10 protein-coding genes are annotated in these 15,330 nt (G+C 72.6%); 3 read left to right on the top strand and 7 right to left on the bottom strand.

Annotation, left to right across the window (positions count from 1 at the left end; all coding sequences use genetic code 11):
• Positions 1 to 33: 33 nt before the first annotated feature.
• Together ACZ52R_RS16340 and ACZ52R_RS16335 are read right to left on the bottom strand one after the other, a co-directional pair.
• Positions 34 to 2,202, bottom strand: a complete 2,169-nt coding sequence (locus ACZ52R_RS16340; protein WP_465663553.1) for a glycoside hydrolase family 9 protein — start codon at positions 2,200 to 2,202, stop codon at positions 34 to 36.
• A 192-nt stretch (positions 2,203 to 2,394) separates the two neighbouring features.
• Positions 2,395 to 3,399 carry a LacI family DNA-binding transcriptional regulator gene (locus ACZ52R_RS16335; RefSeq protein WP_465753637.1) on the bottom strand — a complete coding sequence of 335 codons (1,005 nt, stop codon included), beginning with the start codon at positions 3,397 to 3,399 and terminating at the stop codon, positions 2,395 to 2,397.
• Positions 3,400 to 3,876: 477 nt separating this feature from the next.
• Between ACZ52R_RS16335 and ACZ52R_RS16330 the strand changes: the two genes are divergently transcribed.
• Both ACZ52R_RS16330 and ACZ52R_RS16325 read left to right on the top strand, forming a co-directional pair.
• Positions 3,877 to 6,861, top strand: a complete 2,985-nt coding sequence (locus ACZ52R_RS16330; RefSeq protein ID WP_465753636.1) for a glycoside hydrolase family 48 protein — start codon at positions 3,877 to 3,879, stop codon at positions 6,859 to 6,861.
• Between the two features lie 173 nt (positions 6,862 to 7,034).
• On the top strand, positions 7,035 to 8,009 hold the full coding sequence (locus tag ACZ52R_RS16325; RefSeq protein WP_465625985.1) for a glycoside hydrolase family 6 protein: 975 nt from the start codon (positions 7,035 to 7,037) through the stop codon (positions 8,007 to 8,009).
• 51 nt (positions 8,010 to 8,060) lie between these two features.
• Here ACZ52R_RS16325 and ACZ52R_RS16320 read toward each other — a convergent pair whose 3' ends face one another.
• The 5 genes from ACZ52R_RS16320 to ACZ52R_RS16300 all read right to left on the bottom strand — a co-directional run bounded on the left by ACZ52R_RS16320 (position 8,061) and on the right by ACZ52R_RS16300 (position 13,986).
• A complete protein-coding gene (locus ACZ52R_RS16320; protein ID WP_465753635.1) occupies positions 8,061 to 9,143 on the bottom strand; it encodes a lactonase family protein in 1,083 nt (360 codons plus the stop codon).
• Positions 9,144 to 9,321: 178 nt separating this feature from the next.
• Positions 9,322 to 10,791 (bottom strand): GH1 family beta-glucosidase, encoded by a 1,470-nt coding sequence (locus ACZ52R_RS16315; RefSeq protein WP_465753634.1) that lies wholly within the window; start codon positions 10,789 to 10,791, stop codon positions 9,322 to 9,324.
• A gap of 25 nt (positions 10,792 to 10,816) precedes the next feature.
• Positions 10,817 to 11,689 carry a carbohydrate ABC transporter permease gene (locus ACZ52R_RS16310; RefSeq protein WP_465753633.1) on the bottom strand — a complete coding sequence of 291 codons (873 nt, stop codon included), beginning with the start codon at positions 11,687 to 11,689 and terminating at the stop codon, positions 10,817 to 10,819.
• Between the two features lie 3 nt (positions 11,690 to 11,692).
• The gene (locus ACZ52R_RS16305; RefSeq protein ID WP_465625993.1) at positions 11,693 to 12,640 is read right to left on the bottom strand and encodes a carbohydrate ABC transporter permease; all 948 of its coding nucleotides are present in this window, start codon (positions 12,638 to 12,640) and stop codon (positions 11,693 to 11,695) included.
• Between the two features lie 5 nt (positions 12,641 to 12,645).
• The gene (locus tag ACZ52R_RS16300; RefSeq protein ID WP_465753632.1) at positions 12,646 to 13,986 is read right to left on the bottom strand and encodes an ABC transporter substrate-binding protein; all 1,341 of its coding nucleotides are present in this window, start codon (positions 13,984 to 13,986) and stop codon (positions 12,646 to 12,648) included.
• A gap of 286 nt (positions 13,987 to 14,272) precedes the next feature.
• Between ACZ52R_RS16300 and ACZ52R_RS16295 the strand changes: the two genes are divergently transcribed.
• Positions 14,273 to 15,295, top strand: coding sequence for a LacI family DNA-binding transcriptional regulator (locus ACZ52R_RS16295; RefSeq protein WP_465625997.1), 1,023 nt, complete (start codon positions 14,273 to 14,275; stop codon positions 15,293 to 15,295).
• Positions 15,296 to 15,330 lie beyond the last annotated feature (35 nt).

Raw genomic sequence — 15,330 nt, 5'->3', positions numbered from 1 at the left:
GACGGCGCGGCGGGCAGACCGCCCGGGCGGTGCTCAGGTGCAGTCGGTGCCGTTCAGGGTGAAGCGGGCCGGTGCCGTGTTGGCGCCGGAGTACGTCGCCTGGAACCCGAAGCTCGCGCTCGCCCCGGCGGCCAGGGTGCCGTTCCAACCGGCGTCCCGCGCGCTCACGGCGCTGCCGGACTGGGCCACGGTCGCGTTCCACCCGCTCGAGATCCGCTGGTCACCCGGGAAGCTCCAGCCGAGCGTCCAGCCGGAGACGGCGGCGGTGCCGGTGTTCCGCACGGTCACTGTCGCGGTGAACCCGCCGTTCCAGGCGTTGTCGACCCGGTACGCCACCGAGCAGGACGTCGCGGGCGGCGCCGGTGTCGCCCGCCGTTCGGCGGCGAACGCCGCGAGCCAGGCCAGCGAGGCGTTCCAGTTGATCGCCACCTCGTTGGTGGAGTACGAGCCGATGTCGTCGACGTAGCAGGCGGCCGGTGCGCAGCCCGTCAGTCGGGCCTTCGCCACCGGATCCTCCAGGCCGGCGTCCGGGCCGCCCGCGAGGGAGCCGGCCGGCGGGTGCGGCAGCGAGGCGTCGTTCTGGTGCGCCCAGAACCGGTGGTGCTCGTTCTCCGAGGCCCGCTCGCCGTAGCCGCTCACGTAGGAGCGGTCCAGCGCGTTGCGGCCGAGCAGGTAGTCCAGGGCCTCCAGCGCGCCGGTCCGGTAGCGCGCGGCACCGGTCAGCTCGTAGGCGACGGCCAGCACCATCGCGTTGCCGGCGACCGAGCTGTTGGACCCCCAGACGTAGCCGTCGGCGGCGATCGGCACCGCGTAGCCCTGTCCGGCCATGGTGGACAGGTGGCCGTCGGCGGCCGAGATCAGCAGGCCGCGCAGACGCGTCACGTCGTCGGCGGGCAGGGCCACGCCGGGCACGGTGGCCAGGGTGATCCGGCCGAGCGTCGCGGTGCCGCCCCACCAGAACGCGTCGACCGGCTTGGTGTGGTGCGGGGAGGAGGTGACCGCGTCCCGGTACTGCGACTCGCCGGTGGTGGCGAGGAGTTCGGCCGCGGCCCAGTAGAACTCGTCGGAGACGTCGGCGTCCTCGTACGCGCCGCCGCCGGTGTTGTCGGTCGCCGGGGCGAGGACGTTCGGGTTGGCCCTGGCCGCCGTCCAGGCGCGGCGGGCCGCGTCCAGGCAGCGGGCGGCGAAGGCGGCGTCGTACGGTGCGTACACCCGGGCACACTGCGCCGCGGTGGCGGCCAGGTTGAGCGTGGCGGCGGTCGAGGGCTTGTGCAACTCGCGTGGCTGTTCGTCGAGTTCGGGCCGGGTCGGCAGGCCGGTCCACTGCGCGTCGTGCATCTTGTGGAAGGCCATCCCGGCCATCGGCTTGCCGTCCGGGACCTGCATCCGCAGCAGGAAGTCCAGTTCCCAGCGGGCCTCGTCCAGCACGTCCGGCACCCCGTTGCCGCGCTCGGGAACGCGCAGGGTGGAGTCGCCCAGCGCCGCGTCGCCGCCCGAACGGTGGGCTCGTTCGAAGGAGTTGACCAACTCCCAGGCCGCGATGCCGCCGTTGACCACGTACTTGCCCTGATCGCCGGCGTCGTACCAGCCGCCGCGGACGTCCGACCGGTAGTCGCACACCCCGGCCTGGCACGGCACGCTGGTGTCGCCTTGGTTCGGCGCCACGCCCAGGTGGCCGGCGGGGCGCGCGTACGCGCTGCCGGCCAGGGCCGCGTCGATGGCGATGCCGCTGCGCTGCTGGTAGAAGAACGACATGCTGTCGGCGCGCAGCCCGTCGTACAGCGACGCCGAGATGTCGAACGGGTGGCTCGCCCGGCCGTCCACGACCAGGGTGAGGCCGGTGCCGGTGCCGGTGTACGCGCCGAAGTCCACCAGGTGCGTGGACTGGCCGGACGCCTGGTCGGCGCCGTGCACGGTGGTGGTGCCGGCGGCGACCTGCGTGCCGGCGGCGTCGCGCAGCTGCCAGGCGAGTGGGGAGGTCGTGGAGCTGATCACGGTCGCCCGCTTGGGCCCGTCCGGCAGGTAGCCGAGCTGGTTCACGCGGACGGGGAAGTCGGCGGCCGTGGTGACCGTGGCCGTGGCCGCTGTGGTGGTGGCCGGGGCGAACGCGGTGGCGGTCAGCCCGCCGGCGGCCAGGGCCAGGCCGGTGAGCGCGGCGGCCGCGCGTCGGGGCAGTGCGCGGCCGGAGAGGAGGGGAGGCATGGGTGGGGGCCTTCCTTTGGGGGTGGGGAGAGGGGAGCCCAGGGCGTGGGAGCGCTCCCACTTCCAATGAAGCCAGCCGCGCACAAGGTGCGTCAAGGGTGGGCAGGAGACGCGAGATTGACGTGACCTCAGGTACCGACCGGGTTCCGGAACGGCGCGGGCGCATCCGGCGGCCTCGGGTGCGCGGCGCGTTCAGCCCGAGGCCCGGACGACCAACCGGGTGGGCAGCACCACCGATTCGCCGCATGCCGGGTTCCGCAGCAGCAGATCCATGGCACGGGAGCCGAGTTCCTCCACCGGCTGGCGGACGGTGGTCAGCCCCGGCCGGCACCGCGCGGCGACAGGAGAGTCGTCGAAGCCGACCACGGCAACGTCCTCGGGGACCCGCAGGCCGTGCCGCCGAAGGGTCCTGAGGGCGCCCGCTGCCATCTGGTCGGAGGCGGCGAACACGGCGTTGACCTCGGGGCGCCGGTCCAGCAGTCGCTGCATCGCATGCTCGCCCGAGGCGCCGCTGAAGTCGCCGTACGCCACGGCCGGCCGTGCCGCGGCCATCGCGGCCACCGTCTGGTGGTAGCCGGCCAGCCGGTCCACGCCGGCGGCGGTGTTCGGCGGCCCGGCGATGGTGGCCACGGAGCGACGCCCGGACGCGCACAGCCGTCGCACCGCGTCCCTGGCGCCGGCGAGGTTGTCAGCGTCCACGAACGTCACCGTGCCCGGCTCCGGCGGCCGGCCCAGCGACACCACGGGCACCCCGGCCGCGTGCAGCAACCGGGCGAGCGAGGTGTCCCCCCAGGGGCCGACCAGCAGCACACCGTCGACGTGGCCGCCGCACAGGTAGCGCACCAGCGGCGGTCGCCGGCAGCGCCTGGGCACCGTGAAGACGGCCAACTCCCGTTCTGCGCCGGACAGGGAGCGCCGCAGCCCGGCCAGCAGCCGTACCGGGAAGGCGTCCGCGTGGTACTGCAGAGGATCCGCGAAGACCACGACGGCCACCACGCCGGTCGCCCGGGTGCTGGGCGCCCGGCGGCGGACGTACGCCAACTCGCGCACTGCCCGTTCCACCCGGGCCGCCGCCTCGGTGGAGACCCGGGCGGAACGGTTGAGCACCCGGGACGCGGTCGCCGTGGAGACGCCGGCGAGACGGGCGACCTCGGCCAGCGTCGGAGCGGGATCCTTGCCGGGAATGGGCTGGGGCATGGGGCCGTCCTGGATCGGTCCTCGACAGGGGAACCACACCCCGGACCCGTCACCCGCGCCGACCCACCACCCTTGCCAGCTTGGCCCGTTGAGCGATCAGCGTCAAGGGATCCGGCACTCCCGCTCACACGGGGTCGGGCAGCCCGGCGCGGCGGATCACCTCCGCGTACCACCGGGCACCCGGCGATCCCCCACGGATCAAGCCGGGGCCCGTGAAACACCGTCGACGGCCGTGGGAGCGCTCCCGGCGGACGCTGTAACTTACACGCTGCCGAGCCGGGCGGCCCACTGCCACCGGGACGCGGCTCCGCGCTGGTCGCCGCCGTTGTCCGGCCCCGCAGGGCCCGCCGGCCGGCGTCGCCGGGCCCTGCGGGCGCTTCCCAAGCCGGGCGCGCAAGCCCACGATCGCTCGCAGCACCTCCGTCCGCCGCGCGTCCCCACCCGCGTGGCGGTACCCCACCCATCTGGAGGACGCGCATGCGACGCGAAACCCTGCGTGCCAGGGGCAACCCGCTCACCCTCACCGCGACGGCCACCGCGCTCGTCCTGGTCGGTGCGGCGGGCGGCGCCGTCACGGTGCCCACCGCGGCGGCGACCGCCGGGCTGTCCTGCGGCGTGAGCTACGCCGTCAACGACTGGGGCAGCGGCTTCACCGCCAACATCACCATCACCGACACCGGCACCACCGCCATCAACGGCTGGACCCTCGGCTACGCCTACACCGGCAACCAGACCCTCCAGAACGGCTGGAACGGCACCTGGAGCCAGACCGGACAGACCGTCACCGTCACCAACCCCGGCTACGCCACCACCATCGCCCCCGGCGCCGGCTACACCACCAGCGCCAACTTCTCCTACAGCGCCGCCAACACCGCCCCCACCGGCTTCACCGTCAACGGCACCCCCTGCCGCGGCGCCGACCGGCCGCCGACCGTCTCGCTCACCTCCCCGGCAGCCGGGCAGACCTTCACCCCGGGCTCCACCGTGAAGCTCGCCGCCGACGCGGCCGACGCCGACGGCACCGTCTCGAAGGTGGACTTCTACGCCTCGACCTCGGCCGCCGCCAACACCCTGATCGGCACCGCCGTCACCGCGCCGTACGGCGTCGACTGGGCGAACGTGGCGGCGGGCGACTACTCGGTCACCGCCGTCGCCACCGACGACGCCGGCGCCACCACGACCTCCGGCCCGGTCGCGATCAAGGTGGCCGGGCCGAGCGTCCTGGTCAGCCCGGCCACGCTCGCCGTCCAGCAGGGGAGCACCGGCACCTTCACCGTCGCTCTCTCCCAGGCGCCGACCGCGAACACCACGGTCACGGTGGACCGTTCGGGCAACGACCCGGACCTGAGCGTGACATCCGGCGCCGGCCTCACCTTCACCCCCGGGAACTGGAACGTCCCGCAGACCGTCACCATCGCGGCCGGCACCGATGCCGGGCAGGTCGGTGGGACCGCCACCTTCACCGCCTCCGCGGCCGGCTTCGGCCCCGGCGCCGTCACGGTGACCGAGGCGGCGAAGACCTCGGGCTACGACCAGTACTTCCTGGACCTCTACAGCAAGCTCAAGAACCCGGCGAACGGGTACTTCAGCCCGCAGGGCATCCCGTACCACGCGGTGGAAACCCTGATCGTGGAGGCTCCCGACTACGGCCACGAGACCACCTCCGAGACCTACAGCTACTGGCTGTGGCTGGAGGCCGACTACGGCCGGGTGACCGGCGACTGGACGGGCTTCAACAACGCCTGGACCAACCTGGAGGCCCACCTGATCCCCAGTCACGCCCAGCAGCCCGGTCAGAGCACCTACAATCCGGCCAAGCCCGGCCAGTACGGTCCCGAGAAGGCCCAACCGGACCAGTACCCGGCCAAGTTGAACGGCGGTGTACCGGTCGGCACCGACCCGCTCTCCGCGGAGCTGGGCCGGGCCTACGGCAGCTCGGACATCTACGCCCCGGCCTGGCTGCTGGACGCCGACAACAAGTACGGCTTCGGGCAGTGCGAGGACGGAACCAGCAAGCCCAGCCTGATCAACACCTTCCAGCGCGGCCCGGAGGAGTCGGTCTGGGAGACGGTGCCGCAGCCCGACTGCGACCTGTTCACGTACGGCAACAGCAGCTCCGGCTTCCTCAGCCTGTTCAACGACGGCGGCGGCTCCTTCAGCAAGCAGTACAAGTACACCGACGCGCCCGACGCCGACGCCCGGCTGGTCCAGGCCGCCTACTGGGCCGAGCAGTTCGCCACGTCGCAGGGCAAGAGCGCGGCCATCACCGCGACCCTCGCCAAGGCCGCCAAGCTCGGCGACTACCTGCGCTACTCGCTCTACGACAAGTACTTCAAGCAGGCGGGCAACTGCCTCGGCTCCACCACCTGCCCCGGCGGCACCTCCAAGGCGAACGAGCAACTCGGCCTGCTGACCTGGTACTTCGCCTGGGGAGGGGCGGCCGACGGCAGCTGGTCGTGGCGGATCTCCGGCTCCGCCGCCCACCAGGGCTACCAGAACCCGATGGCCGCCTGGGTGCTCGCCAACGACCCCGGCCTGAAGCCGCTCTCGCCGAGCGCCGCCACCGACTGGGCGGGCAGCCTGGACAAGCAGCTCCAGTTCTTCCAGTGGCTGCAGTCCACCGAGGGCGGCATCGCCGGCGGCGCCACCAACAGCTGGGGCGGGAACTACGGCGACGACGCGGCACCGCCGGCGGGCGACCCGACCTTCTACGGCCTGTACTACGACTGGCAGCCCGAGTACCACGACCCCGCCTCCAACCAGTGGTTCGGGTTCCAGACCTGGTCGATGGAACGCTTCGCCGAGTACTACTACGCCACGGGCGACACCCGGGCGAAGGGCATCCTCGACAAGTGGATCCCGTGGGCGATGTCCGTCTCCCGGGCCGACCGGGCCACCGGCACCCTGACCACCCCCGACAAGCTCACCTGGACCGGCGCGCCCGACACCTGGAACGCCACCAGCCCCGGAAGCAACGCGGGCCTGCACGTCGTCGCGAGCGGCACCAGCACCGACGTCGGCGTGGCCGGCTCGCTCGCCAAGACCCTCGCGTACTACGCGGCCAAGTCCGGTAGCAGCAGCGCCCAGAAGTTCGCCCAGAACATCCTGGACACCCTGCACGCCAGGTACACCGACGGCCTGGGCTACTCGGCCGCCGAGACCCGCGCCGACTACAGCCGCTTCACCCAGGCCTACTCGCCGACCACCCACCAGGGCCTGTACGTGCCGCCCGGCTGGACCGGCAGCTACCCGGACGGCACCCGGATCAGCTCGGCGAGCAACACCTTCCTGTCGATCCGCCCCTGGTACACCAAGGACCCGCAATGGTCCAAGGTGCAGACCTACCTCGACGGCGGCGCCGCGCCGACCTTCACCTACCACCGGTTCTGGGCCGAGGCGGACATCGCCACCGCCTTCGACACCTTCGCCCAGCTGTTCCCGACCGTCAACCCGGGCAACTGACGGCCCACCCGCTCCGGCTCGGTCCCCGACCCGGCCCCCGACCCGGCCCCGGACCCGGTCCCGGCTCCGCCCACGCGCGCGGAGCCGGACCGGGCCGGACGGCCACACGGGCTCCAAGGACGACGACACCGGGAGCCCCGCCCGCCCCCACCCCCACCCCGTGGAGAAACACCATGCGCTGCTCGCTCCGTACGCGATCCCTGCTCCTGGCCCCGGTGCTGGGCGCCCTCGTGGTCGCGGTCCACCCCGGGACCGCCCACGCCGCCGACCCCACCACCATGACCAGCGGCTTCTACGTCGACCCCGATTCCTCCGCGCGTCGGTGGGTCAACGCCAACCCGGGCGACGGCCGCGCCCCCGCCGTCCGGTCATCGATCGCCGACGTGCCGACGGCACGCTGGTTCGGCAACTGGAGCGGCACCATCGGGACGGCGACCGGCTCCTTCGCCGGCGCGGCCGCCGCCAAGGGCGAGCTGCCCCTCCTGGTGGCGTACAACATCCCCAACCGCGACATCTGCGCCGGGCAGTCCGGCGGCGGGGCGGGAAGCGCCGCGGACTACCGGACCTGGATCGCCGGCTTCGCCGGCGGCATCGGCAACCGGCCCGCGGTGGTCGTCCTCGAACCCGACTCGCTCGGCGACGAGAGCTGCATGACCCCGGCCCAGATCACCGAGCGCAACGCCCTGCTGAGCAACGCCATCGCGCAGTTCAACGCCAAGGCCCCGAACACCTGGGTCTATCTCGACGCCGGCAACCCCGGCTGGCTGAGCGCCGACACCATGGCCCAGCACCTGGCCGCGGCCGGGGTGAGCGGAGCGCACGGGTTCTCGCTGAACGTGTCGAACTACCTCACCACGACGGAGAACGTCGCCTACGGCAACGCCGTCAACGCGGCCCTGAAGTCCGCGAAGGGCTTCACCAAGCCCTACGTCGTCGACACCAGCCGCAACGGCAACGGCTCCAACGGCGCGTGGTGCAACCCGGCGGGGAGGAGGATCGGGACGCCCACGCAGCGGGGTGGCGGCGCCGAGATGCTGCTGTGGATCAAGGTGCCCGGCGAGTCCGACGGCAACTGCGGTGGCGGCGCCGGATCGACCGCCGGGCAGTTCCTGCCCGAGGTCGCCTACAAGATGATCTACGGCTACTGACATGGCGCGGCCCCGGCCCCGTCCGGGGCCGGGGCCGGCCGCCTCCACCGGTCAGGGGCCGATCGGCAGGACGGAGGTGGGCTCGGTGATCACGAGGGGCTCTCCGGCGGGGGTCAGATGACCGGAGGCCGGGTTGCGGTGGAAGGCCGTCAGGGTGTCGGAACCCTGGTTGGCGCAGAACAGGAGCCGCCCGTCGGAGGTGAGGGCGATGTCGCGGGGCCAGGACCCGCCACAGGCGGTGACGTCGATCAGCTCGACGGCCGCCCCGTCGTCGTGGAGGGCGTGCACGGCGATCGCGTCGTCGCCGCGGTTGGTCGTGTAGAGGAAGCGGCCGTCCGCGGACACCCGGACGGCGGCGGCTTGGTTGGCGTTCGGCGCACCCGGATCCCGGCGCGTCTGAAGCTCGGCGGTGGGTTCGAGGCGGCCGGAGAGTGCGTCCCAGGTGCAGACGGTGAGGGTGGAGGAGAGTTCGTTGAGGACGTAGACGTGTCCTGCCGACGGGTGGAACGCCAGGTGCCGGGGGCCACGTCCGGTCGGCAGTCGGACGGTTCGGTGTGCGCTGAGCCGGCCGGTGGCCGGATGGAAGGCGTGGACGTAGACCCGGTCGGTGCCCAGGTCGGTACACAGGAGGAACCGTCCGTCCGGCGAGGGGGCTGCCATGTGGGCGTGCGGGGTGGTGCGCAGTTCGCCGGAGGCCTCGCGGCCGGGATGGCGGACGGTCTGCACCGGCTCGGCGGCGGCGACCGCGTCGCCGGCGCCGGTGGGGATGACCGAGAGGACGCCGTCGCCGTAGTGGGCCGCGAAGAGGTGTGAACCGCTGGGGTGGACCGCGAGGTGGCAGGGGCCCATGCCACCGCTCATGGTGGTGGCGGGCAGACTGAGGGTCCCCGTGCGGGGATCGATCCGGAGGGAGAGGACCTGCCCGGCTTCCTGTTCCAGGACGGCGTGCAGGACCGCGCGGGTCGGGTCGACAGCCGCGTAGGACGGACGGTCGACCGGCAGGGTGCGAAGGAGACCCATGGTGCCGGTGGCGTCGTAGCCGACGGTGGACAGGCCGGCGCCGGGAGTGTCGGCCGGGGCGGCACTGCCGATGATCAACAGACCGCCGGACGTGGGGGTCGGGGGCTGGTTCAAGGACGCCTGCTCTCTGTCCACCGTTCGGCGAACGGTCTGTCACGGGGTGTGGCACAGGCGGCCGCGGGCGACGGCCGGGGTCTCCTGGGGCGGGTCGCCGTTGAGCGCGTCGCGGCCGGTGCCGGGTGGTCTGCCCGGCACCGGCCAACTCTGTCACGAGGCGTTCGACGCTGCGCTCCTAGGAGCCGGTCGGCGGCTGCAGTTCGCCGGTGCGGGCGACGCGGGCGTACCAGCGGGCGCTGGACTTGGGGGTGCGGGTCTGGGTGGGGTAGTCGACGTGGACCAGGCCGAAGCGCTTGTCGTAGCCGTACGCCCACTCGAAGTTGTCGAGCAGGGACCAGGCGAAGTAGCCGCGCAGGTCCGCGCCGTCGGCTGCGGCCCGGTGGGCGGCCGCGAGATGGGTGTGGAGGTAGGCGGTGCGTTCCGGGTCGTCGACGGTGCCGTCCTCGCCGATCTCGTCGTGGTAGGCCGCGCCGTTCTCGGTGACCATGAGTGGCAGGCTCGGGTGGCGTCGGGCCAGTCCGGTCAGCAGCTGGTGCAGGCCGGTGGGGTCGACGGCCCAGCCCATAGCGGTCAGCTCGCCCGGGGCCGGGTGGAAGCCGACCCGGTCGGCGCCCGGCCAGGGGGTACCGGCGCCGGCGCCGTGGCCGTCCTCCCGGGCGGGGGCGGTGCCCTCGGCGGTCGCCGAGACGACGGTGGGCGTGTAGTAGTTGACGCCCAGCCAGTCCAGCGGCTGGTGGATCGCGGCCTCGTCGCCGGTGCGGACGAAGGCCCAGTCGGTGAGGTGGGCCGTGTCGGCGAGCAGGTCCTTCGGGTAGGCGCCCTCCAGCATCGGGCCGAGGAAGACCCGGTTGCCGACGGCGTCGATTTGGCGCACGGCGTCCTGGTCGGCGGCGGACGGGGTGAGCGGGCGCAGTGCGTGCAGGTTGAGCGCGACCGACAGGCGGGCGGCGGCGGGCAGCACGCCGCGCAGTGCCGTGACGGCCAGGCCGTGGCCGAGGTTGAGGTGGTGGGCGGCCCGCAGGGCGGCCACCGGGTCGGTGCGGCCGGGGGCGTGGACGCCGGAGCCGTAGCCGAGGAAGGCGCTGCACCAGGGCTCGTTGAGGGTGGTCCAGTGCTCGACCCGGTCGCCGAGGGCCTCGCCCACCAGCGCGGCGTACTCGGCGAACCGCTCGGCGGTCGTGCGTTCGGGCCAGCCGCCGGCCGACTCCAGCTCCTGCGGGAGGTCCCAGTGGTAGAGCGTGGCGACGGGGGTGATCCCGGCGGTGAGCAGCTCGTCGGTGAGGCGGCGGTAGAAGTCCAGGCCCTGCTGGACGGCCGGGCCGTGGCCGGTGGGCTGGACGCGCGGCCAGGAGACGGAGAAACGGTAGGCGGTCAGGCCCAGTTCGGCCATCAGCCGGACGTCCTCGCGGAAGCGGTGGTAGTGGTCGGCCGCGACGTCGCCGGTGTGCCCCTGGAAGACCTTGCCGGGGGTGCGGCAGAAGGTGTCCCAGATCGAGGCGGTGCGGCCGTCCTCGGCGGTGGCGCCCTCCACCTGGTAGGCGGAGGTGGCCGCGCCCCAGAGGAACCCGGCCGGAAAGCGGGGCAGGGCCGTGGCGGGGGGTGGGGTCGTGGCAGGGGTGAGGGGGCTGGCGGGGGGAAGGGGCACGGGCTGCTCCCGGGGGTGAGGAGGTTCAGTTCTTGACGGCGCCGGCGGTGATGCCGCCCACGATGTGTTTGCCCAGCAGTGCGAAGACCAGTAGCAGCGGCACGGTGGAGATGAGGGCGCCGGTCAGCACGATCGCCTGGTCGACGCTGTGGTTGCCCGATCCGAGGCCGGCGAGCGCGACCTGGAGGGTGGGGTTGCCTTCCGGGGTGAGGGCGATGAAGGGCCAGAAGAAGTCGTTCCAGGCCTGGACGAAGACCAGCATGCCGAGGACGGCCATGGCGGGCCGCGCCACCGGGAAGACCACGTGCCAGACGATCCGCAGGCTGTGCGCGCCGTCCACCCGGGCGGCCTCGACCAGCTCCACCGGCAGGGCTTCGACCAGGTACTGGCGCATGAAGAAGACTCCGAACGCGGCGACCAGCGAGGGCAGCACGACCGACTGCAGCTGGTCCACCCAGCCCAGGTCGGTGATGATCTCGTACAGCGGGATGACGCTGAGCTGCGGCGGGATGGTCATGGTGGCGACCACGAGGGCGAGCAGCACGTTGCGGCCCCGGAAGGGCAGTTTGGCGAAGGCGAACCCGGCCAGGGTGGAGAACATCACGGTGGACAGGGCTACCAGGCCGGCCACGACCGTGGTGTCGACCAGTGCCCGGCCCATGTCGACCTGGTTCCAGGCGAAGGCCAGGTTGTCGAACAGGTGCCGGCCCGGCAGCAGCGGCGCGGGTGCCTCGACCACCCGCTCGCCGGAGTGCGAGGCGGCGACCAGGTTCCAGTACAGCGGGAAGAGCGAGACCAGGGCGGCGAGCCCGAGCAGGACGTAGGTCAGCGGCCCGGCGTGGTGCTGGCGCCCGGCGGACGGACGCCACCGGGTGCGTGTCGTGGATGCGGTGCTCATGGTTCAGCCCCTCCTGCGAGGGTGACGGACGCGGACGACGAGCGCCTGTACGGCGCCCACGGACAGCAGGAGCAGCAGCATCACCCAGGCGATCGCGGAGGCCTGGCCGAGCGCCCCGGTCACCCACCCCTTCTCGTACATCAGCAGGCTGAGCGTCTGAAACTGGTTGCCGCTGCCGCCGCTGACCCCCAGGCTGCCGCCGAACAGCATGGGCTCGCCGAAGAGTTGGGTGGCGCCGATGGTGGACACCACGATGGTGAACAGGATGGTCGGGCGGATCGACGGGATGGTGACGCTGAGGAACTGCCGGGCCCGGGAGGCTCCGTCGAGTGCCGCCGCCTCGTACAGGTCCTGCGGGACGGCCTGCATCGCGGCGAGGTAGATCAGCGCGTTGTAGCCCGTCCAGCGCCAGGTGACGATCACCGAAATGGCGATCTGCGCGGGCCACTTGGAGGATTCCCAGTCCACCGGGTGGAATCCCGCCCAGCCGATCACGGTGTTGATCAGGCCGTAGTCGCTGTTGAACAGCTGGGCGAAGACCAGCGTCGCGGCGGCGATCGAGGTCGCGTACGGCGCGAGCACCGCGACCCGCAGGAAACCCCGGCCGCGCATCTCGTAGTTGAGCAGATGGGCCAGGCCCAGGGCGAGCAGCAGCTGCGGCACGGTGGAGATCACGCCGATGGTGAAGGTGTTGCCGAGCGCGTTCCAGAAGAAGTCGCTGTCCCACAGGGCGGTGTAGTTGCGCAGGCCGAGCCACTGGGCCTCGCCGCCGAGCTCGACCCGGTGCAGGGAGAGCCAGCCGGTGTAGACCAGCGGGAAGAGGCCGAAGGCCGCGAAGCAGAGGAAGAACGGCGCGACGAAGGCGTACGGCGCGGCGCGGACGTCCCAGCGGTACAGCCTGCTGCGCCAACGCGGCCTGATTGATGGGGTGTTGGGGGCGATGAGGTCCACCGTGACTACTTCTGGATCTTGTCGTCGATCAGCTTGTTGACGTTGGCCCACGCCTGCGCGGGATCGGTGCCGCGTTGCTCGATGTCGAGGATGCCGTTGTCGGTGATGAAGGTCTTCACCTGGCCGTCCCAGCGGCTGATCGGGACGGCCTTGATGCCGGCGGCGGCCTCCGAGTAGATCCGGCCGACCGGCGTGTCGCCGAAGAACGGCAGGGTGGCGTTCCGGACGGCGGGGGAGGAGAGGGTCTCCTTGGTGGAGGGGATGTTGCCGTTGACGCCGAAGACCTTCGCGTGCTGCGCGGGCGCGGTCAGCCAGGCCGCGAGCTCGGCGGCCTCCTTGACGTGCGGGCCGGACTTCGGGACGGCCAGGAAGGAACCGCCCCAGTTGCCCGCGACCGGGGCGGGGGCGATGTCCCACTTGCCCTGGTTCTCCTGGCCGGCCTGGTCCTTGATGATCCCGGTCATCCAGCTCGGGCAGGCGACGGTGGCGAACCTGTTGTTCTTGAAGCCCGCGTTCCAGGTGCCCTTCTCGTCGAACTGCCGCAGTTTGGCGGTGAGTCCGCCGGTGGCGGCGCTGGTGGCGACGGACCAGGCCTGCTTCACCCCGGGACTGTTCCGGTAGTCCAACTCGCCCTTGGCGTCCGCGTACTGGACCGGCTCGCTGGAGACGACGGCGTTGAAGAGACCGCTGGCGGAGTCGTGGAACGCGGTGCCCTCGGGGGCCTTCGCCTGGTAGGCGCGCCCGGCTTCGAGGAACTTGTCCCAGCTGCCGGCCCAGAGCGCACCGACCTGCGCGCGGTCGGTCGGCAGTCCGGCCTTGGCGAACAGGTCCTTGTTGTAGCAGATGGCCATCGGGCCGATGTCGGTGCCGAGGCCGATCACCTTGCCGTCCGCCGTGGTGGCCTGCTTCACCTTCCAGTCCAGGAAGGCGCCGAGGTCCGCGCCGCCCGTCTTGCCGAGGTCCGCCCACTTGCCCGCCAGGGCGGGCCCGGTGGCCTCGGCGATGTAACCGACCTCGACGGCCTGGATGTCGGCGAGTCCGCTGTCCCGGGAGAGCCGCAGCTTGAGCGTGTCCCAGTACTTCTGGCCGTCGGCCACGTTGGACTCGACGATCTTGATGCCGGGGTGCAGCTTCTCGTACTCGGCGTAGAGCTTGGCGCCGGTGTCGTTGTCGTAGCCGAAGGATCCGAAGGTGCCGATCCGCAGGGTGACGGTGCCGCTTGCGCCGTCGGCCTTCGTGCCGGTGCCGCCGCTGCCACAGCCGGCCAGGAGGGCGGTGCCCGCGGCCAGGGCGATGAGCGCGGTGAGGCGTCGACGTCTGGTGGTGGTGGTGCCGGTGGTGCGCATTCCACTCTCCTCGTCCGGGGGTGGTGTCGTCCGGGGGTGGTACGTGGGCTCGCCGGTGGTGGCCCATGGAGGCATGGGAGCGCTCCCACGCCATGTCGGAAGGTTCCTGCCTCAGCTGATCCGGTGTCAAGAGGTGAAGTCGAATTGCCCTCAGGCGCACCGCCGTTGGCACGCCACCGTCACTTCCTGAACGCGGCCGAGCCATGGCGGTGCCGCGCCCCGGTGATCTACGATCCTCTGCCAAGCGGGCGCGAGACCGACGGCGGCGACGGAGGGCACGGGGGCAGTGAGCAGACGGCAGACCGGAAGGCCGACCCTGGAGGAGGTCGCGGCCCGGGCCGGGGTCGGGCGCGGCACGGTGTCGCGGGTGATCAACGGCTCGTCGCGGGTGAGTGAACAGGCGAGGGAGGCGGTGGGCCGGGCCATCGCGGAGCTTGGCTACGTGCCCGACCGGGCGGCCCGGGCGCTGGCCGGCAGCCGGACGGACGCGGTCGCGCTGGTCGTACCGGAGACCGAGGCGCGGCTGTTCGCGGAGCCGTACTTCCTGGACATCATCCGTGGGGTGAGTGCCGAACTCGGCGCGGCGGACAAGCAGTTGCTGCTCACGCTGATCCGCACCGAGCAGGAGCGGCAGCGCTTCGAGCAGTACCTCGCCGCGCAGCGGGTGGACGGCGTGCTGCTGGTCTCCGTCCACCGGGACGACCCGCTGCCGGACCAGGTGCGCGCGCTGGGCCTGCCGGCCGTGCTGAACGGGCGCCGTTCGCCGCAGGAGCCGGTGGCGTACGTCGACTCCGACAACGTGGGCGCGGGCCGCTCGGCGGTGGAGCACCTGGCCGGGCGTGGGCGCCGTCGCATCGCCACCATCACCGGCCCGCTGGACATGGACGCCGCGCACGGCCGCTTGGCCGGCTACCGCCAGGGGCTGGCGGCGGCCGGCCTGCCGGCGGACGAACACCTCGTCGCTACCGGTGACTTCACGGAGGACGGCGGCCGCCGGGCGATGCGCGAGCTGCTGGAGCGCTGCCCCGACGTGGACGCGGTGTTCGCCGCCTCCGACCTGATGGCGGTCGGCGCCCTCGCCGTCCTGCGGGCCAGGGGCCTGGACGTGCCCGGCGACGTCGCGCTGGTGGGCGTCGACGACTCGCCGGTGGCCCGCCACCTCGACCCGCCGCTGACCAGCGTCCGCCAGCCGATCGAGGAGATGGGCCGCACGATGGCCGGGCTCCTGCTGCGGCAGATCGCGGGGGAGGACACCGAGCCGTCCCGCCTGGTGCTGCCGACGGAGCTGGTGGTGCGGGAGTCCTCCTGACCGGCCGGCCGTCCGGAGCCGCGCGGGGCTCCGGA

This window comes from Kitasatospora sp. NPDC034023 (genome assembly GCF_055575795.1).
This window is presented reverse-complemented; position numbering and strand designations above follow the sequence as displayed.